Below are 19,522 nucleotides of genomic sequence, written 5' to 3'. Positions count from 1 at the left end.
ACCGTGACTGCTGTCAAAAAATCCTTACCTCGCCGCCAGTTCGATGTGGTGGTTGTAGGCGCCGGCGGGTCCGGCATGCGTTGCTCCTTGCAACTGGCGCAAGCGGGTTTATCGGTTGCGGTGTTGTCCAAGGTATTTCCTACTCGCTCTCATACGGTCGCAGCTCAGGGCGGCGTTAGCGCTTCGTTGGGCAACATGAGCGAAGACCACTGGTATTGGCACATGTACGATACCGTGAAAGGGTCCGACTGGCTGGGCGATCAAGACGCAATCGAGTTTATGTGCCGTGAGGCGCCTAATGCGGTTTACGAGCTTGAGCACTTTGGTATGCCGTTCGACCGTAACGCCGATGGCACTATTTACCAGCGTCCGTTCGGTGGCCACACGGCTAATTTCGGTGAAAAGCCTGTGCAGCGTGCCTGTGCGGCGGCCGACCGTACCGGTCATGCCATGTTGCACACGCTTTATCAGCGCAACGTGGCTGCACGTACTCAGTTTTTTGTAGAGTGGATGGCCCTCGATTTGTTGCGTAACGATGCCGGCGACGTGCTGGGCGTTACCGCGCTGGAGATGGAAACCGGTGATATCTACGTTCTGGAAGCCAAAACAACAGTGCTGGCCACAGGCGGAGCAGGTCGCATTTGGGCGGCTTCCACCAATGCGTTCATCAACACGGGTGACGGCCTGGGTATGGCCGCGCGTGCGGGTATTCCGTTGCAAGACATGGAGTTTTGGCAGTTCCACCCAACGGGTGTGGCCGGTGCCGGCGTGCTCATTACAGAAGGGGTGCGCGGTGAGGGCGGTATTCTGCTGAACAAAGACGGCGAGCGTTTCATGGAACGTTACGCGCCCACACTGAAAGATTTGGCGCCACGCGATTTTGTCTCCCGCTCCATGGACCAGGAAATCAAGGAAGGTCGTGGTTGTGGCCCCAATGGCGATCACGTATTACTGAAGCTCGATCACCTGGGGGCCGATGTTATCAACAAGCGTTTGCCTTCCATTCGTGAAATTGCCATCAAGTTTGGCAACGTCGACCCCATCAAAGAGCCGATCCCCGTCGTGCCGACCATTCACTACCAAATGGGCGGCATTCCTGCGAACTACCATGGCCAGGTGCTCGAAACGCACAATGGCGAGTCGAAGGTGGTTAACGGCTTGTATGCCATTGGTGAGTGCGCCGCCGTTTCGGTTCACGGCGCCAATCGTCTGGGTACGAACTCCTTGCTGGATCTTATTGTCTTTGGCCGTGCAGCGGGCAATCATATTGTGGATGCTCACCCTGAACGCCAACATGCACACGAGACCATTCCCGAGTCCAGTATCGATTACTCCCTTGACCGCGTGAATAAGCTGGAACGCCGCACCTCCGGAGAGAAATCGCAGGACGTCGGCAACGATATGCGCAATGCGATGCAGTTCCATTGCGGTGTATTCCGCACGCTTGAATTGCTGAACAAGGGTGTTGATGCCATTGAGGCGCTGGTGCCACGCGTTGACAACCTGTATTTTTCAGACAAGTCCAAAGTGTTCAATACAGCGCGTATCGAAGCATTGGAAGTTACCAACATGATTGAAGTGGCCAGGGCCACGATCAAGTCGGCGGCAAACCGTACGGAAAGCCGCGGTGCCCACGCCTTGAGCGATCACCCCGATCGTGATGATGAAAACTGGTTGCGTCACACCATGTGGTATTCCAACGGCGGCAAGCTCGATTACAAGCCGGTTCAAATGCAGCCGTTAACGGTTGAAAGCGTCCCACCCAAGGCACGGACCTTCTAAGCAGGAATTGAAATGAGCGAAAAACGTATCGTCAAGTTTGAAATTTATCGCTACGATCCCGACAAGGACGAGCGTCCGTACATGCAGAAACTCGAGGTTGAGCTGCAGCCAACCGACAAAATGCTGCTCGATGCCTTGGTGCGGATCAAGAATGATGTCGACGACAGTCTGGCTATTCGTCGTTCATGTCGTGAAGGGGTATGTGGTTCCGACGCAATGAACATCAATGGCCGTAATGGTTTGGCTTGTACCACTAACCTGCGCGAGTTGAAGCAGCCCATTGTGCTGCGACCACTGCCCGGGTTGCCGGTGGTGCGGGATCTGATCGTCGACATGACACATTTCTTCAATCAGTACCATTCGGTTAAGCCGTTCCTGATCAACGATCAGCCTCCTCCAGAGCGCGAACGCCTGCAAACGCCGGCGGCCCGTGAAGAGATCGATGGCTTATATGAGTGCATTCTTTGTGCCTGTTGTTCAACGTCTTGCCCGTCGTTCTGGTGGAACCCCGACAAGTTCGTTGGCCCGGCAGGTTTGTTGCAGGCCTACCGGTTTATTGCCGATTCACGTGATGAAGCAACGGCCGAACGTTTGGATAATCTTGAGGATCCTTATCGTTTGTTCCGTTGCCATACCATCATGAACTGTACGGAAGTCTGTCCGAAAGGGTTGAATCCGTCCAAGGCAATCGGAAAAATCAAAGAATTGCTGGTTCGTCGCAGCATTTAACGTGCTGTGAGTGTATGAGCAAAGAATTGACTGAACTTGAGCGTGCCCGCCTGCGTTGGCGGGCACGACGCGGTTTGTTGGAGAACGACCTGATCATCACGAAGTTTCTCGATCAGTACGAAACTCAACTAACCACTGCCGATGTCGCCGCGTTGACCTGTTTGTTCGATATGGGCGATAACGATTTGCTTGACGTATTGCTGGGCCGCAAGGAGCTGGAAGGGGTGTACAACACGCCTGATATCCAGCGTCTGGTAAAGCAAATGCGGGAGCTGTAAATTTTTGAGGAAAAGTAATGCAACTGTCAGATAAAAAAGCCACCCTATCGTTCTCAGACGATAGCGCATCGGTTGAGTTTCCGGTGTACCAGGGCACGATTGGGCCCGACGTTATTGACATTCGCAAGCTGTACGGCCAAACCGGAATGTTTACCTACGATCCGGGCTTCCTGGCAACGGCTTCGTGCGAATCGGCCATTACTTACATCGACGGCGACAAAGGCCAGTTGTTGTATCGTGGCTATCCTATTGAGCAGTTGGCTGAGAACTGCGACTTTATGGATGTCAGCTACCTGATCCTGAACGGCGAACTGCCTGATGACAAGCAGAAGCAAGATTTTGATAGCCTGGTAACGCACCACACCATGGTGCACGAGCAATTGCAGTTGTTCATGCGCGGGTTCCGTCGCGACGCTCACCCGATGGCAGTGCTTACAGGTTTGGTGGGTGCATTGTCGGCGTTCTATCACGACTCAACCGACATCACCAATCCACGTCATCGCGAAATTTCGGCAATTCGTCTTATTGCCAAAATGCCTACGCTGGTGGCCATGGCATACAAATACAATCAAGGCCAACCTTACATCTACCCGCGTAATGATCTTTCCTACACCGGAAATTTCCTGCGCATGATGTTTGCCACGCCTTGCGAAGACTATCAAGTAAATGAAGTGGTTGAACGTGCGCTTGACCGCATCTTCATTTTGCATGCCGATCATGAGCAAAACGCGTCCACCTCAACAGTGCGTTTGTGCGGGTCGTCCGGAACTAACCCGTTCGCGGCCATTGCTGCCGGCGTAGCCTGCTTGTGGGGCCCTGCTCACGGTGGAGCCAATGAAGCTTGCCTGCAAATGCTGGAGCAGCTTCAAGCTGAAGGTGGTGTGGCTAAAGTGGGCGAGTTTATGGAGAAAGTCAAAGACAAGTCTTCAGGCGTTCGTCTTATGGGCTTTGGTCATCGCGTATACAAGAATTACGACCCACGCGCCAAGTTAATGCAGGCAACATGCAAGGAAGTTTTGACAGCATTGGGCCTGGAAAACGACCCCTTGTTCAAACTGGCGATGGAGCTTGAGCGTATTGCGCTGGAAGATCCATACTTCGTTGACCGCAAACTCTATCCGAACGTTGACTTCTATTCGGGCATTGTTCAGCGTGCCATTGGTATTCCCACCCCATTGTTTACGGCTATTTTCGCTTTGGCTCGTACCGTGGGCTGGATCGCTCAGTGGGATGAAATGTTGTCCGACCCTGAGTACAAAATTGGCCGTCCGCGTCAGTTGTACACGGGTTCCGCGGTTCGCGACATTAAGCGTTAATTTTTATACATTGGTTGCTCCCGCCAGGTGTCTTTTAAGGCAGCCGGCGGGAGCTAAATGTTAAAAAAAAAGAGGCTGCCGAGATGATTCCGGCAGCCTCTTTTATTGCGCTCTGACAATCACGTGTTCGAAGCGTGTTTGGCTTGAGACTCTTGTTGGGCATCCACAACCGCCAGTGCGGTCATGTTCACAATACGTCGAACCGTGGCGCTTGTGGTCAGGATATGGACCGGACGTGCCGCCCCAAGTAAGACGGGCCCCATGGAGACGCCATTACTTCCGGTCATTTTCAACATGTTGTAGGTAATGTTGCCGGCATCCAGGTTCGGTGTGATCAATAGGTTTGCCGGGCCTTTCAGTGTTGAGTCGGGGTAGGCTTTATTGCGAATTTTTTCTGAAAGGGCGGCATCGGCATGCATTTCACCGTCTATTTCCAAATACGGTGCACGTTCATTAATGAGTTGCCGTGCTTTGGACATTTTGCGCGAAGACTCCGTTGGACGACTGCCGAAGTTGGAATGTGAGAGCAGGGCGATTTTCGGTACAACACCAAAACGCAGAATTTCCGCAGCCGCCTGAATTGTCATTTCGGCAATCTCTTCGGCTGAAGGATTTTCGTTTACGTGTGTGTCGCATATGAATAGCGTTTGATCGGGCAGCATGAGAACGTTCATGGCCCCATAAGTTTGTACGCCGGGCTTCAGGCCGATAACCTCGTCGATGTAACGTAGTTGGTTGTCAAAACGGCTGGATACACCGCAAATCAGGGCATCGGCGTCGCCGCGCTGGAGCAGCATGGCGCCGATGAGGGAGTTGTGCTTGCGTACCATTGCCTTGGCAATTTCAGGCGTCACGCCATTGCGCCCTTGAAGCTTGTAGTAGCCTGTCCAGGTTTCGTGGAAGCGCTCATCGTCTTCGGGATTCACAATTTCGATGTTCTCGCCCGGAATCAATCGCAGACCAAATTTGCGCACGCGCATGTCAATGACGGCCGGGCGACCGATTAGAATCGGTTTGGCAATGTTTTCGTCAAGCACAGTTTGTATTGCGCGCAATACGCGTTCGTCTTCACCGTCGGCGTAGATAACGCGCTTGGGCGCATTTTTGGCTTGCATGAACAAAGGTCGCATTAGCTGGCCGGTGTGGTACACCAGGCTCATAAGCTTTTGCCGATATGCCTCCATGTCTTCAATGGGGCGCCGGGCTACGCCCGAAACGGTCGCGGCTTCGGCTACTGCGGGCGCAATTTTGATAATAAGGCGCGGGTCGAATGGTTTCGGGATAATGTAGTCAGGCCCGAAGCTCAGTTCCTGCCCCGCATACGCCATTGCAACTTCGTCGTTTTGTTCTGCTTCCGCCAGTTCGGCGATGGCTTTAACACACGCCAGCTTCATCTCCTCGTTAATGACCGTCGCACCGACATCCATGGCGCCGCGGAAAATGAAGGGGAAGCACAACACGTTGTTCACTTGATTCGGGTAGTCGGAACGACCAGTTGCAATGACGCAATCCGGACGAACTTCTTTCGCAAGTTCAGGTCGTATTTCCGGTTCGGGGTTGGCCAGTGCCAGAATGAGCGGACGTTCCGCCATGCTTTTGACCATTTCCGCTTTCAGTACACCGGGTGCCGAGCAACCTAGAAACACGTCCGCGTCTGCGCAGACATCAGCCAGTGTGCGGGCATCGGTTTTTTGGGCGTAAGCGGCTTTGGTGGGTTCCATGTTTTCGTCACGGCCCTCCCAAATTACGCCGCGCGAATCAACCACGTAGGTGTTTTCTTTCTTTAGGCCCAAATGTACCAGCAGGTTCAAGCAGGCGATGGCTGCAGCACCGGCCCCCGAACACACCAGTTTCACCTCGTCCATTTTTTTGTTCACCACTTTCAGCCCATTCAGAATGGCGGCGGCTGAAATAATGGCGGTACCATGTTGGTCGTCGTGGAAGACGGGGATTTTCATGCGTTCGCGCAACTTCTTTTCAATATAGAAGCATTCCGGCGCTTTGATGTCTTCAAGGTTGACACCACCCAGTGTGGGCTCCATTGCAGCGATGATATCAACCAGCTTATCAGGATCGTTTTCAGCTAATTCGATATCGAAAACGTCGATACCGGCGAATTTTTTGAACAAACAACCTTTGCCTTCCATGACGGGTTTTGCCGCCAGCGGGCCAATATTACCCAAGCCCAGAACAGCCGTCCCGTTGGTCACTACACCGACCAGATTGGAGCGTGATGTGTACTTGGCCGCCGCTTCTTCTCCGCCCTCGTAAATGGCCATGCTGGCCACCGCAACCCCGGGCGAGTATGCCAAAGACAAGTCGTCTTGATTGGCCAATGTTTTGGTGGGTGTAACGGAAATTTTTCCGGGCTGGGGGTTGGCGTGGTAGTCGAGTGCCAGTTTAGAAAGGTCCGCCTTGGCGTCCATAAAATGATGCTCCTGAAACAATCTTAAAAATTAAAAGAAACGTAAAAAATACACCATATATAAAATGCATGCATCTCGAAATGCCCCAATTTGGCGCAGGTGTCAGTTAATTTCAACGTTGCGCCTGTAAATTCGCGGTCTTTCGGGGCAGGCTGTTACATTCCATTTTGTTTGTGGTTATACTTACTTGCAATACGGCACTTGAGGCGTCGTACGTTGCCTTCTGCCCCCCGCTATCCGCTATTCGGTCTGGCCGTGTCGCGGAAGGTTGTCCTGCATCATAACGAGTGAAGCACTCGATCGGTGAAGCGAATATATGTCATCACAACTTGAATCATTAAGTAATTCTTACCTGTTCGGCAGTAATGCCCCTTATGTAGAGGAACTCTACGAAGCTTATCTCGACAATCCCGGTTCGGTAGCAGAAGAGTGGCGAAATTATTTCGACCAGCTTCAGCATCTTCCTGCGCCTGACGGCAAGGAAGGTGTCCGCGATCAAGCGCATGCACCTATTCAGCAGTCGTTTGCCGAACGAGCCAAAAACAATGCCTTTGTGCGTCACTCGGCGCAGTCCGACCTGGCCTTTGCCGGCAAGCAGGTTTACGTTCAGTCGCTTATCGCGGCGTATCGCTCACTGGGCGCACGTATTGCCGATCTCGACCCACTGAAGCGCCAGGATCGCCCGAATATACCCGAGCTTGATCCGGCATTCTACGGTTTAACCGAGTCAGACCTTGACCAGGTTTATTCGGCCACGAACACGTATTTTACTAAATCCGAAACCATGACCTTGCGCGATATGCTCAAGGCATTGCGCGACACCTACTGTCGCTCAATTGGTGTCGAATTCATGCATATCTCCGATCCGGCAGCCAAGCGCTGGATTCAGGAACGCCTTGAGTCAACCCTGGGTGTGCCGGCGTACGCGCCCGAGCGCAAGCGTCATATTCTTAAGCAACTTACTGAAGCGGAAGGCCTGGAGCGGTATTTACATACCAAGTATGTCGGCCAGAAGCGTTTCTCTCTTGAAGGGGGGGAAAGCTTTATTGCCGCGATGGATGAAGTTGTGAACCATGCCGGTGAAAATGGCGTGCAGGAAATTGTCGTGGGCATGGCGCACCGTGGGCGTTTGAACCTGTTGGTGAACATCATGGGCAAAATGCCCGGCGACCTATTTGCCGAATTTGAAGGCAAATACAGCCAGGTGCTTATCGATGGCGACGTCAAATATCACAACGGTTTTTCAAGCGACTTGTCGACTCGTGGTGGCCCTGTTCACTTGTCGCTGGCGTTTAATCCTTCTCATTTGGAAATTGTTAACCCTGTTGTCGAGGGCAGCGTGCGCGCCCGTCAAGACCGTCGCAATGATGAAGAAGGCGATCAGGTCATGCCGGTACTGGTGCATGGTGACGCCGCCTTTGCCGGCCAGGGCGTTGTAATGGAAACGCTGAACCTGGCGCAAACGCGCGGTTATGGTACGGGCGGTACATTCCATATCGTGATTAACAACCAAATTGGTTTCACCACGTCCGACCCGCGCGACTCTCGTTCCACGCTTTACTGTACCGACGTTGTGAAAATGATTGAGGCCCCGGTGTTCCATGTGAACGGCGATGACCCCGAGGCAGTCGTTTACGTCACCGAGTTGGCGCTCGATTACCGCCGGCAGTTCAAGCACGACGTCGTTGTGGATATTGTGTGTTTCCGCAAACTGGGTCACAACGAACAAGACACGCCGTCGCTTACGCAACCGCTGATGTATAAAAGCATTGGTCAGCACCCCGGCACGCGCAAGTTTTACGCCGACAAACTGATTGCGCAAGGTGTGTTATCCGACAATGAGCCCGATGATATGGTCAAAGACTATCGTCAGCTCATGGAAGACGGGCAAAAAACAGTTGAGCCTGTTTTAACCGATTACAAGAACAAATATGCAACCGATTGGTCTCCATTCCTGAATGCTAAATGGACTGATCAAGCCGATACGGCAATTCCTCTGGCCGAGCTTACCCGTATTGGTGAGCGCATAACCACAGTGCCTGATAATTTCACTGTACACCCGCTGGTCAAGCGCTTGTTGGGTGAGCGCCAGAAAATGGCCCGGGGTGAGCAGCCCCTGGATTGGGGCATGGGCGAGCATCTGGCGTTTGCCACACTGGTTGCGTCGGGTTATCCCATTCGAATCACAGGTCAAGACTCAGGTCGCGGCACGTTTACCCATCGTCATGCTGTGTTGCACGACCAGAAACGTGAGCGCTGGAATGACGGTGCTTATATCCCGCTGCAAAATGTATCTGAAAACCAGGCGCTATTTTCAGTCATCGATTCGGTCTTGTCGGAAGAAGCTGTTCTGGCGTTCGAATATGGTTATGCATCGGCTGAGCCCAATACGCTAACTATTTGGGAAGCCCAGTTTGGCGATTTCGTGAACGGCGCCCAGGTGGTGATTGATCAATTCATTTCTTCGGGTGAAGCCAAGTGGGGTCGTCAATGCGGCCTGACACTCATGTTGCCGCATGGCTATGAAGGTCAAGGGCCCGAACACTCTTCGGCGCGTATCGAGCGTTTCCTGCAATTGTGTGCAGACAACAATATGCAGGTCATTCAGCCCACCAATGCGGCACAAATTTTCCATGTGTTGCGTCGTCAGATGATCCGGCCGTTCCGCAAACCGCTCATTTTGTTCACGCCCAAATCTTTGCTGCGCAACAAAGACGCCACTTCACCTCTAACTGATTTGGCTGAAAAGCATTTCATGCCGGTTATTGGCGAGACGCATGATGACATCAATCCAGAGCAGGTTAAACGTGTGCTGATTTGTTCGGGCAAGGTGTACTACGATTTAATGAATGCCCGCAAAGAGCGCGAACGTAATGACGTCGTCATTTTGCGTATTGAGCAGCTATATCCTTTTGCCCACAAGGCATTCCAGGCCGAATTGCAGAAATATCCCAACGCCAAAGAAATCATTTGGGTGCAGGACGAACCGCAAAATCAAGGGCCGTGGTTCTACATTCAGCATCACCTGTACGAGAACATGACCGACGGTCAGCGCCTGGGTTATGCAGGGCGCTCTGCTTCGGCCTCTCCGGCAGTGGGCTATCTGGCTAAACACGTTGAGCAACAGAAGGCGCTTATTGAGCAGGCGTTCGCCGATAAGTTCAAGGGCGTTGCCCAGTCCCGATAAACGCATATCTAACATTACGGAATCAAAATATTATGGCTATTACAGAAGTTCTCGTTCCCCAATTGTCGGAATCTGTTTCAGAGGCAACGTTGCTCGAGTGGAAGAAAAAACCCGGCGAGGCTGTGGAAGCCGACGAAATCCTGATCGAAGTAGAAACCGACAAGGTTGTGCTGGAAGTGCCGGCGCCCGCCTCCGGTGTCTTGTCCGAAATTGTTAAAGGCGACGGCAGCACCGTCGGTTCCGGCGAGGTGCTCGCGCGTATCGACAGTGAAGGCAAGGCCACTGCACCCAAGGAAGCGCCGGCAAAAGAGGCGGAATCTGCCAAGCAAGAGGCGGCGCCTGCTAAAGAGGAAAGTGCTCCGGCCGCTGCCGGCTCGAAGTCCTCCGCTGCATCCGCGGCGTCTCCGGCTGCCGGTAAAATTTTGGCTGAAAAAGGCATTGACCCTTCCGATGTCGATGGTTCAGGTCGTGGTGGCCGTGTTACCAAAGCCGATGCCATGAGTGCTGAAGCCGGTGCCAAGAAACAACAGGCGGCCGCGCCTGCACCGACCAGCCTGTCGCTTGACGGTCGTCCTGAGCAGCGCGTACCGATGAGCCGCCTGCGGGCTCGCGTGGCCGAGCGCCTGCTTCAGTCGCAGTCAGAAAACGCCATTCTGACTACTTTTAACGAAGTCAACATGCAGGGTGTGCTGGATATCCGCGCGCGCTACAAAGACAAGTTCGAAAAAGAGCATGGTGTAAAACTGGGCTTTACGTCTTTCTTCGTTAAGGCTGCGGTTGCCGCTTTGAAGAAGTACCCTATTGTTAATGCATCGGTAGATGGCAAAGACATCATCTATCATGGGTATTTCGACATTGGTATTGCGGTTGGTAGCCCACGTGGCCTGGTGGTGCCAATTTTGCGTAATGCCGACCAATTAACTATTGCTGAAATAGAGAAGCAAATTGCCGATTTCGGCGCACGTGCTCGCGATGGCAAGCTGGGGCTTGAAGAGCTTACTGGTGGAACATTCTCAATTTCCAATGGCGGTGTGTTTGGTTCAATGCTGTCTACGCCTATTATTAACCCGCCACAATCGGCTATTTTGGGTATCCATGCCACAAAAGATCGCCCGGTTGTTGAAAACGGCCAAATTGTTATTCGCCCCATGAATTACCTCGCACTGTCATACGATCACCGTATTATCGACGGGCGCGAAGCTGTGCTGGCGTTGGTAGCAATGAAAGAAGCGTTGGAAGATCCGCAGCGTTTGTTGCTCGACGTTTAATTTGTGGCTTACCAAACTTATTGGATAAACAATGGCTAAAAATTTTGATGTAGTAGTTATTGGGGCCGGCCCCGGCGGTTATATTGCGGCAATTCGTGCGGCACAACTTGGTATGTCGGTTGCATGTATCGATGACTGGAAAACGTCCGACGGCAAGCCCGCACCGGGTGGCACATGCACTAACGTAGGTTGTATTCCTTCAAAGGCCTTGCTGCAATCGTCAGAGCATTTTGAGCAAGCCAATCATCATTTCTCGGAACACGGTATCGACGTGAAGGGCGTAAGCTTGAAACTGGATACGATGCTGGGGCGCAAGGAAACGGTAGTCAAGCAGAATAACGAAGGGATTCTGTACTTGTTCAAAAAGAATAAAGTGACCTACTTCAATGGTACAGGCTCTTTCGTTGCCAAGGTCGATGGTGGCTGGTCTATCAAGGTATCGGGTGACAAGGAAGAGGATCTCGTCGCAAAAAATGTGGTGGTCGCAACGGGTTCGGCTCCGCGTGAATTGCCCGGCCTGCCGTTTGATGAAAAGAAAGTGCTTTCGAACGACGGCGCGTTGCGTATCGATGGGGTACCCAAGAAACTGGGTGTGATCGGTGCCGGTGTCATCGGTCTTGAGCTGGGCAGCGTTTGGCGCCGTTTGGGGGCCGAAGTGACTGTTCTGGAAGCCATGCCTGATTTTCTGCCAGTCACTGATCAGGCGGTTGCAAAAGAAGCGCTTAAGGTGTTTACCAAGCAAGGTCTGAACATTCAAACCGGCGTGAAAATCGGCGAAGTTAAAACGACAGCCAAGTCTATTACCATTCCCTATACCGATGCCAAAGGTCAAGAGCAGTCCATTTCGGTTGATCGTCTTGTTGTGTCAATTGGCCGTGTCCCGCATACTGAAGGCCTGGGTGTTGATACCGTCGGTTTGAAGCTCGATGAGCGCGGCTTTGTGGTGGTCGACGAAGATTGTCGCACCAATTTGCCCAATGTATGGGCGGTGGGTGACGTTGTTCGCGGCCCCATGCTGGCGCATAAAGCCGAAGAAGAAGGCGTGGCGGTGGCTGAACGCATGGCGGGTCAGCATGGTCATGTGAATTTCGATACGATTCCCAATGTTATTTACACCTCACCGGAAATTGCGTGGGTCGGTAAAACCGAGCAGCAATTGAAGAAAGAGGGTGTTCAGTACAATACCGGCTCCTTCCCGTTCATGGCCAATGGGCGCGCGCGCGCACTGGGTGACACCACTGGTTTTGTGAAAATTCTGGCCGATGCCAAATCCGACGAAGTGTTGGGTGTCCATATTATCGGGCCGTCGGCATCCGAACTGATTTCCGAGGCCGTTACCATCATGGAGTTCCGTGGCGCGGCTGAGGACATTGCGCGTATTTGTCACGCTCATCCAACTTTATCTGAGTCGATGAAGGAAGCCGCGTTGGCGGTTGATAAGCGCGCGCTTAATTTCTAATGTTATCGACGTTGTCGTAATGTGCTGCAAAAAGGGGCGGGTTCGCCCCTTTTTGCGTTAAAACTTTTCTTATGAATGTACGTGAATATTATCAGCAGGCGTTAGGCGAACGAGGGTTTAGCGCCGATCAGGCACAGGAAGCGGCAATTGATCGCCTGCAACAGTTTTATGACGACTGGGTCATATATAAGCAGGCACGTTCGTCTCCATTGCGCAAGCTGTTCCGTCGTCCTGACATCCCGCGTGGTGTATACATGTGGGGGGGCGTGGGTCGGGGGAAAAGCTTTCTTATGGACGCTTTTTACGCCACCGTGCCGCTTAAACGCAAGGGGCGACTGCATTTTCATGAGTTCATGCGAGGTGTTCATCGGCAGCTTGATGAAGTCAAGGGCCGACAAGATCCTTTAGACGAGGTTGCACGTCGTATTTCCAAGCGCTACCGCCTCATTTGCTTCGATGAGTTCCATGTGTCGGATGTGGCCGATGCCATGATTCTGTATCGTTTGTTGCTTAAGCTGTTCGAAAATGGAACATCGTTTGTCATGACGTCCAACTACGAGCCGTCCACCTTGTATCCGGATGGTTTGCATCGCGATCGTATTCTTCCTGCTATTAAATTGATTCAGGAACGGTTGGATGTTGTGAACGTGGACACGGGAGTTGATTACAGGCGCCGCGCATTAGAGCAGGTCAAAATGTATCTCACTCCATTGAATACCAAAACACGCGAGGCGCTGCAGGAGGCGTTCGACCGCTTGGCCGATACCGCTCCTCAGAAACCTGTACTCACGGTTGAGCATCGACAGCTTAAGGCCGTTGCACTTGCGGGGAGCGTTGTGTGGTTCGATTTCGACACGATGTGCGGTGGGCCCCGTTCGCAAAACGATTATCTGGAATTAGCCAGCCGTTTTCAAACCGTTATTTTGTCTGATGTGCCGCGTATGGATGCACGGCAGGCTTCGGAGGCCCGGCGCTTCACATGGTTGGTCGACGTTTTTTATGATCATAAAGTCAAGTTACTGATTTCCGCAGAGTGTGAGCCGGAAGCGCTTTACACTGAAGGGCCGATGTCCAATGAGTTTCATCGTACGGTATCGCGCTTGCTTGAGATGCAGTCGCGTGAGTATCTTGATGCCGAACGACGCGCAGCGGTAACGCTTTAGCGTGCGGTTGTGCACTCATTTTTATTGAATCATTTTTTATTTTTATCATGACAACTCGTGTTCTAACCGGTATTACAACAACAGGCACCCCGCATTTGGGTAACTATGCGGGCGCGATCCGTCCCGCCATTGAGTTAAGCCGCCAATCGGATGTCGATGCCTTCTTTTTCATGGCTGATTATCACGCGCTGATTAAGTGTGAAGATCCTGAAAGGGTGGCGCGCTCGCGGTTGGAAATTGCCGCAACCTGGATTGCGGCAGGGTTGGATCCCGAAAAAGTCACCTTTTATCGGCAGTCGGATATTCCGGAAACCACCGAGCTGTGCTGGATGTTGTCGTGCGTAACGCCTAAAGGACTGATGAATCGTGCCCATGCTTATAAAGCGTCAGTAGACCAGAACACCGAGAAAGGAGAGGACCCCGACGACGGTGTGACTATGGGTTTGTTTTCGTATCCGGTACTTATGGCCGCCGACATCCTTATTTTTAATGCGAATAAAGTACCCGTTGGGCGTGATCAAATTCAGCATCTTGAAATGGCTCGCGATATCGCACAACGTTTTAATCATTTATACGGTAAGGGCGAGGCGTTTTTTGTGTTGCCAGAGGCGCAGGTTGACGATGAGGTGGCAACCTTGCCGGGTTTGGATGGGCGCAAGATGTCCAAGAGCTACGACAATACTATCCCCTTGTTTGAAGGTGGGTCGAAAGCCTTGCGTGACGCAATTATGCGTATCGTGACTGATTCGCGTGAGCCGGGTGTGTCCAAGGATCCCGACAGCTCACATGTATTTGCCTTGTACCGCGCATTCGCGACGCCGGATCAAGCCAGTGCGTTTCGCCGTTCCCTTGAAGAAGGTCTTGGTTGGGGTGAAGCAAAAACGCAACTCTATGAGTTGCTGGAATCCATTATTGGGCCAATGCGCGAAAAATATAATCAATTAATGGCCGACCCGTCGAGCATCGAGTCTATTTTGCAGGCCGGCGCGTTGAAAGCACGCAAGCAGTCGGGCGATTTAATGACGCGTTTGCGCGAGGCAGTGGGGTTACGTGCACCTGCTTCGTCTGCCGGCGACGGCAAGAAAGATAAAGCAAAAATCCGTAGCGCGCGTTTCGTTAGTTTCAGGGAGAATGGAAAGTTCCATTTTCGCCTGCTGTCTGCACAAGGCGAAGAATTGCTTCTATCGGAAGCGTTTGATCAACCCAAAGACGCGGGCCAAGTCATGGCTGCTTTGAAGCAGCAGGGGCCGCGTGCCTTGGGGCAGTTTCAAGAGGGTATTTGGCAGCTGACGTGGCAAGGGCAAATTTTCTGTCGCTTGTCTGATGAGCAACTAAAAGCGGTAGCCGACGTTGTGCATCAGTTGAATCACGACGCCGAATAAGGCGGTGGGGAATCCTGCGGTTTCTTGTTACCTTATTATTTCTGCTTGAGCTTGGCGAACGCTGCCGCCATGGCGCTATTAGCCGGTTGCGCCTGGCCGCCGGCTTTGTTGGGAGCCGCCGCGCGTTTCTGACCGGATTGCATCGGTTTGCCGGTTGCCTTGGACGCCCCTGGAGCGTCACCCGGTACGTCATCAAGACGCATGCTTAAGCCAACGCGTTTACGGTTTAGATCAACTTCCATCACCTTCACCTGAACGGTTTGGCCCACACGCACGACATCGCGGGGGTCTTTCACAAAACGGTTCGACAGCGCCGAAATGTGCACCAGGCCGTCCTGGTGGACGCCAATATCAATAAACGCCCCGAAATTGGCGACATTGGTTACGACACCTTCAAGAACCATGCCTGGTTGAAGGTCGTTTAAAGTGTTCACGCCTTCTTTGAATTGCGCTGTTTTGAATTCGGGTCGTGGGTCACGGCCGGGCTTTTCCAGTTCCTGGAAAATATCTTTTACGGTAGGCAGCCCGAAGCGTTCGTCAGTGAATTCGCTTGGCGACAAGCCTTTAAGCCCTCCTTGTTGGCCAACAATTTGTTTTGCCTGGGCATTGATTTTCTTTAGAATGCGTTCGACGACCGGATAGGCTTCGGGGTGAACCGCCGAGGCGTCGAGCGGATTTTGGCCATCAGGAATACGCAAAAATCCGGCGGCTTGCTCGAAGGTCTTGTCACCAAAACGGGGTACTTTCAGCAGGGTCTTGCGGTCGGGGAAGGCACCGTTTTCATTACGCCATTCCACAATTTGGCGCGCCAAGCCGGCATTCAGGCCGGACACTCGGCTTAGCAAAGCGGCCGAAGCGGTGTTGACATCGACACCAACGGCGTTCACGCAGTCTTCAACCACCGCATCAAGCGATCGTGCCAGTTCCCGTTGGTTTACGTCGTGCTGGTATTGACCTACGCCAATGGCTTTAGGTTCAATCTTTACGAGCTCGGCTAAGGGATCTTGCAGGCGCCGCGCGATCGATACCGCGCCACGTAAACTGACATCCAGGTCGGGGAACTCAAGAGCGGCCAGTTCCGAAGCAGAATATACCGAGGCGCCTGCCTCGGAGACAATGACACGGGTCGGGTGAGACTCGGGCAGCAGGTCTTGCAGCTCGGCCGCCAATTGCTCTGTTTCGCGCGAAGCGGTGCCGTTGCCGATGGCGATCAGTTCAACGTGATGACGTTTTACCAGTGTTGCCAGCGTTGTTAATGCGCCTTTACGATCTCGTTTTGGTTCGAACGGATAAATGGTGGCTGTTTCCAGTAGTTTGCCCGTTGCGTCGATTACCGCTACTTTTACGCCGGTCCGAATACCGGGGTCCAGTCCGATGACGGATTTGGGGCCCGCAGGAGCGGCCAGCAGCAAATCTTTCAGGTTATTGGCGAAAACGTGAATGGCTTCTTGTTCGGCGCGCTCACGCAGTACCCCGATAAATTCAGTTTCAAAAGTGGTCAGCAACTTTACCCGCCACGACCAACGACATACTTCGCCCAGCCATTTGGCGCGAGCGGGCGCCTGGTTGTCGAAACGGGCTCCCAGATGCAGAAATTCGGCGATGCGAGTAATGCAGGGATGGGGCGTTTGTTCGTCCAGGTCGGGGTTCAAGCCGATACGCAAATCGAGTACACCCTGTTGGCGGCCACGCAATAACGCCAAAATACGATGCGAAGGCAGGCTTTTGAGCGTTTCATGAAAGTTGAACCAATCGCGAAAATTGGCGCCTTCCTGCTCTTTGCCGTCAATTACCTTCGCGTACAGCATGCCGTTCGATTCTATGTATGAACGCATATGAGCCAATAGGTCGGCATTCTCGGCAAAGCGCTCGGCCAGAATATCTCTCGCGCCGTCTAGCGCGGCCTTGTCGTCATTGATATTTGCTTCAGCGTTTAAATAAGCACTTGCCAATGCAGAGGGGTCGCTGTCTTTATCGTTCAGAATCGCGTCTGCCAGAGGTTCCAGCCCCGCTTCTATTGCTATTTGCGCGCGAGTGCGACGTTTCGGCTTGTAGGGCGCGTACAAGTCTTCCAGGCGCTGTTTTGTCGTGGCAGCCAAAAGGTCTTGTTTTAGCGCTTCTGTTAGCTTACCTTGCTGCTCGATCGATTCCAGAACCGTGTGACGGCGGTCTTCGAGTTCGCGTACATACAATAAGCGAACCTCCAACTGTCGTAGCTGACCGTCGTCCAAACCACCGGTTGCTTCCTTCCGATAACGGGCAATAAACGGAACGGTGGCGCCGCCATCCATGAGCTCGACAGCGGTGCGCACTTGGGCCGGGCGCACACTAAGCTCTTCAGCCAATAACGCAATAATGAAATCCGGGCCGGCACTCTGGTGCGTTTGGGTGGCGGGTGTTTTGTTTTCAGCAATTGTCGACATGTTTTGGATACGGCTTTATTAACTTCAAGCGGGGCATTTTGCCACATTGAGCGCAATTCAGTCTTTTTCGCCAGTTATGATTATGTCTTGACAGAGTAGAACAGGATTGCCTGATGTTGGACGACGCACTTGCTACCACCTTTGCCGACGATGGGCCGCTTGCTCGTTCGGTGTCCGGTTATCGTCCGCGTCAGGCGCAGTTGGCGTTGGCGCAGGCAATTGAGCAGGCGGTTCATGATCGTTCCGTTTTGATTGCGGAGGCAGGTACTGGTACGGGCAAAACATGGGCTTATCTCGTACCCGCCTTTTTAAGCGGCGCCAAAGTGTTGGTGTCAACCGGTACGCGTACATTGCAAGATCAGCTGTATAGGCGCGATTTGCCGCGTTTGCGAGAGGCGCTGGCTTTGCCGGTTGCGGCCGCGCTACTGAAAGGGCGCAGCAATTACGTGTGTCACTATCATCTCGAACGTCTGCAAGACGACGACCGTGCTTTGAAGTCGCGTCAAGAGGTCGCCCAGCTGAGGCATATACAAGTATTCGCAAGTCAAAGCCAAAGCGGCGACAAGGCCGAATTGACGCAAGTGCCCGATAACGCAGATATCTGGAACCGTGTGGTTTCAACGCGTGATAACTGCCTGGGCCAGACGTGTCCTCATTTGAAGTCGTGTTTTGTTTACAAGGCCAGACGACAAGCTCAGGAGGCAGACGTTATCGTTGTGAATCACGCGCTGTTCATGGCCGACTTGGCTTTGCGCGACGAAGGGATTACTGATTTGCTGCCCGAGGTGCAGTTAGTCGTGTTCGACGAAGCGCATCAGCTTCCCGACATCGCGACGCGGTTTCTGGGTAGTAGTGTGTCGTCGAATCAGTTGCTCGAGTTGGCACGTCAGGTTGAGGCGGTAGGGCTGGCTCAGGCGCGGGAGGCCACTGACTGGCCGCAATGGCATGTGAAAATTCAGCAGGCGACGCGTGAATTGCGTTTGCGTGTCGACCCGGTGGATCGTTTACCGGCCAAGAGAGCAACATACGAGTCCATGCCTTCTGCAGAGTCTGTGCACGAGGGTCTGACTCAATTACATGAGGTGCTTGCTGCGTGCAATGAACGACTTGCTGTTGTCGCTGAAAAACATCCTGATTTGCAGACCGTGCATCGAATCTGCACAGATTTGGCGGCACGTTTGTTCCAATGGGCTCGCGCGGCTGCGAATGCGGGGAGTGCTCAAGAACCAATAACGACACCGCTGGTTCGATGGGTTGAAACCAGCCCTCAGCATTTTCGCTTGCATAGCGCTCCGTTGTCAGTGGCACAATTGTTCTCGCGTTTTCGGCGCCCAGATCAATCATGGGTTTTTACGTCGGCCACTTTGTCGGTTAACGGCGATTTTTCTTATTTTCAGCGTCAGTTGGGTTTATACGACGCCGCCACTGAGCGCTGGGAGTCTCCATTCGATTACGCAACGCAGGGTATGTTGTTGGTGCCGTCCAGTTTGCCGTTACCTAATTCCCCCGCGTTTACTGAGCAGTTTGTTCAGCAACTGGTGCCCCTGATCGAAGCCTCGCCTGGTGGAGTGTTGGTGTTGTGTACAACTTTAAGGGCGGTAGATCGTATTACTGAGTTGCTGAAAGAAGCTTTCGACGAACGCGGTATTGATCGTCTGCTAATGCAGCAAGGAGTCGGTTCGCGACGTGGCTTGCTGGAGCGTTTTCAAGCGTCGAAGAATGCTGTGTTGGTGGGCAGTGCCAGTTTCTGGGAAGGGATTGATGTACCAGGTGAAGCACTTACTTTGGTGGCAATCGACAAATTGCCGTTTGCGCCGCCCGATGATCCTGTTTTGGAGGCCCGGCTTAATGCATGCCGTGAGGAGGGCGGGAATCCGTTCATGGAATATCAACTTCCGGAAGCAGCTGTCGCGTTGAAGCAAGGGGCGGGGCGTTTAATTCGTTCGGAGTCTGATTGGGGCGTGCTGATGGTGGCTGATCGCAGGCTGGTGGATAAGCCTTATGGAAAACTATTGTGGCGGGGTTTACCGCCGTTTGCCCGAACACGAGACCCTGAGCAGGTTCTTGTGTTCATGGCAAAACAACATTGCGCCGAAATCAATTGAAGCG

Annotated in this window: 12 protein-coding genes; 10 read left to right on the top strand and 2 right to left on the bottom strand. The window is 52.9% G+C overall.

Going from position 1 to position 19,522, the window contains the following annotated elements:
• Window positions 1-3 precede the first annotated feature (3 nt).
• Genes sdhA through gltA form a run of 4 tightly spaced genes read left to right on the top strand, consistent with a single transcriptional unit; the run spans window position 4 to window position 4,105 of the window.
• Window positions 4-1,782: a succinate dehydrogenase flavoprotein subunit gene (gene sdhA / locus CJO09_RS09005; protein ID WP_119442070.1), complete on the top strand. Its 1,779-nt coding sequence runs from the start codon at window positions 4-6 to the stop codon at window positions 1,780-1,782.
• A gap of 12 nt (window positions 1,783-1,794) precedes the next feature.
• A complete protein-coding gene (locus tag CJO09_RS09000; RefSeq protein WP_114421809.1) occupies window positions 1,795-2,511 on the top strand; it encodes a succinate dehydrogenase iron-sulfur subunit in 717 nt (238 codons plus the stop codon).
• A 14-nt stretch (window positions 2,512-2,525) separates the two neighbouring features.
• Complete coding sequence (locus CJO09_RS08995) at window positions 2,526-2,789, top strand: FAD assembly factor SdhE (RefSeq protein WP_114421810.1); 264 nt, start codon at window positions 2,526-2,528, stop codon at window positions 2,787-2,789.
• A gap of 17 nt (window positions 2,790-2,806) precedes the next feature.
• Entirely contained in the window at window positions 2,807-4,105 is a 1,299-nt protein-coding gene (gltA, locus tag CJO09_RS08990) for a citrate synthase (protein ID WP_119442069.1), read from the top strand.
• Window positions 4,106-4,224: 119 nt separating this feature from the next.
• On the opposite strand, the gene CJO09_RS08985 is transcribed toward gltA, so the two are convergent.
• The gene (locus tag CJO09_RS08985; protein WP_119442068.1) at window positions 4,225-6,531 is read right to left on the bottom strand and encodes an NADP-dependent malic enzyme; all 2,307 of its coding nucleotides are present in this window, start codon (window positions 6,529-6,531) and stop codon (window positions 4,225-4,227) included.
• A 316-nt stretch (window positions 6,532-6,847) separates the two neighbouring features.
• Between CJO09_RS08985 and CJO09_RS08980 the strand changes: the two genes are divergently transcribed.
• The 5 genes from CJO09_RS08980 (at window position 6,848) to CJO09_RS08960 (ending at window position 14,990) form a co-directional block, all read left to right on the top strand.
• Entirely contained in the window at window positions 6,848-9,718 is a 2,871-nt protein-coding gene (locus CJO09_RS08980; protein ID WP_119442067.1) for a 2-oxoglutarate dehydrogenase E1 component, read from the top strand.
• Window positions 9,719-9,750: 32 nt separating this feature from the next.
• The gene (gene odhB, locus CJO09_RS08975) at window positions 9,751-10,986 is read left to right on the top strand and encodes a 2-oxoglutarate dehydrogenase complex dihydrolipoyllysine-residue succinyltransferase (RefSeq protein ID WP_119442066.1); all 1,236 of its coding nucleotides are present in this window, start codon (window positions 9,751-9,753) and stop codon (window positions 10,984-10,986) included.
• 31 nt (window positions 10,987-11,017) lie between these two features.
• Complete coding sequence (gene lpdA, locus CJO09_RS08970; RefSeq protein ID WP_119442065.1) at window positions 11,018-12,445, top strand: dihydrolipoyl dehydrogenase; 1,428 nt, start codon at window positions 11,018-11,020, stop codon at window positions 12,443-12,445.
• A 71-nt stretch (window positions 12,446-12,516) separates the two neighbouring features.
• Complete coding sequence (gene zapE / locus CJO09_RS08965) at window positions 12,517-13,608, top strand: cell division protein ZapE (RefSeq protein ID WP_119442064.1); 1,092 nt, start codon at window positions 12,517-12,519, stop codon at window positions 13,606-13,608.
• A gap of 47 nt (window positions 13,609-13,655) precedes the next feature.
• Window positions 13,656-14,990 (top strand): tryptophan--tRNA ligase, encoded by a 1,335-nt coding sequence (locus CJO09_RS08960; protein WP_119442063.1) that lies wholly within the window; start codon window positions 13,656-13,658, stop codon window positions 14,988-14,990.
• Window positions 14,991-15,025: 35 nt separating this feature from the next.
• On the opposite strand, the gene CJO09_RS08955 is transcribed toward CJO09_RS08960, so the two are convergent.
• Entirely contained in the window at window positions 15,026-17,413 is a 2,388-nt protein-coding gene (locus tag CJO09_RS08955; RefSeq protein ID WP_119442062.1) for a Tex family protein, read from the bottom strand.
• Window positions 17,414-17,526: 113 nt separating this feature from the next.
• On the opposite strand from CJO09_RS08955, the gene yoaA reads away from it, so the two are divergent.
• On the top strand, window positions 17,527-19,518 hold the full coding sequence (yoaA, locus tag CJO09_RS08950) for a DNA repair helicase YoaA (protein WP_119442061.1): 1,992 nt from the start codon (window positions 17,527-17,529) through the stop codon (window positions 19,516-19,518).
• Window positions 19,519-19,522: the final 4 nt, after the last annotated feature.

The sequence above is a fragment of the Neopusillimonas maritima genome (genome assembly GCF_003576595.1).
Classification (GTDB): Bacteria; Pseudomonadota; Gammaproteobacteria; order Burkholderiales; family Burkholderiaceae_B; genus Neopusillimonas; species Neopusillimonas maritima.
This window is presented reverse-complemented; position numbering and strand designations above follow the sequence as displayed.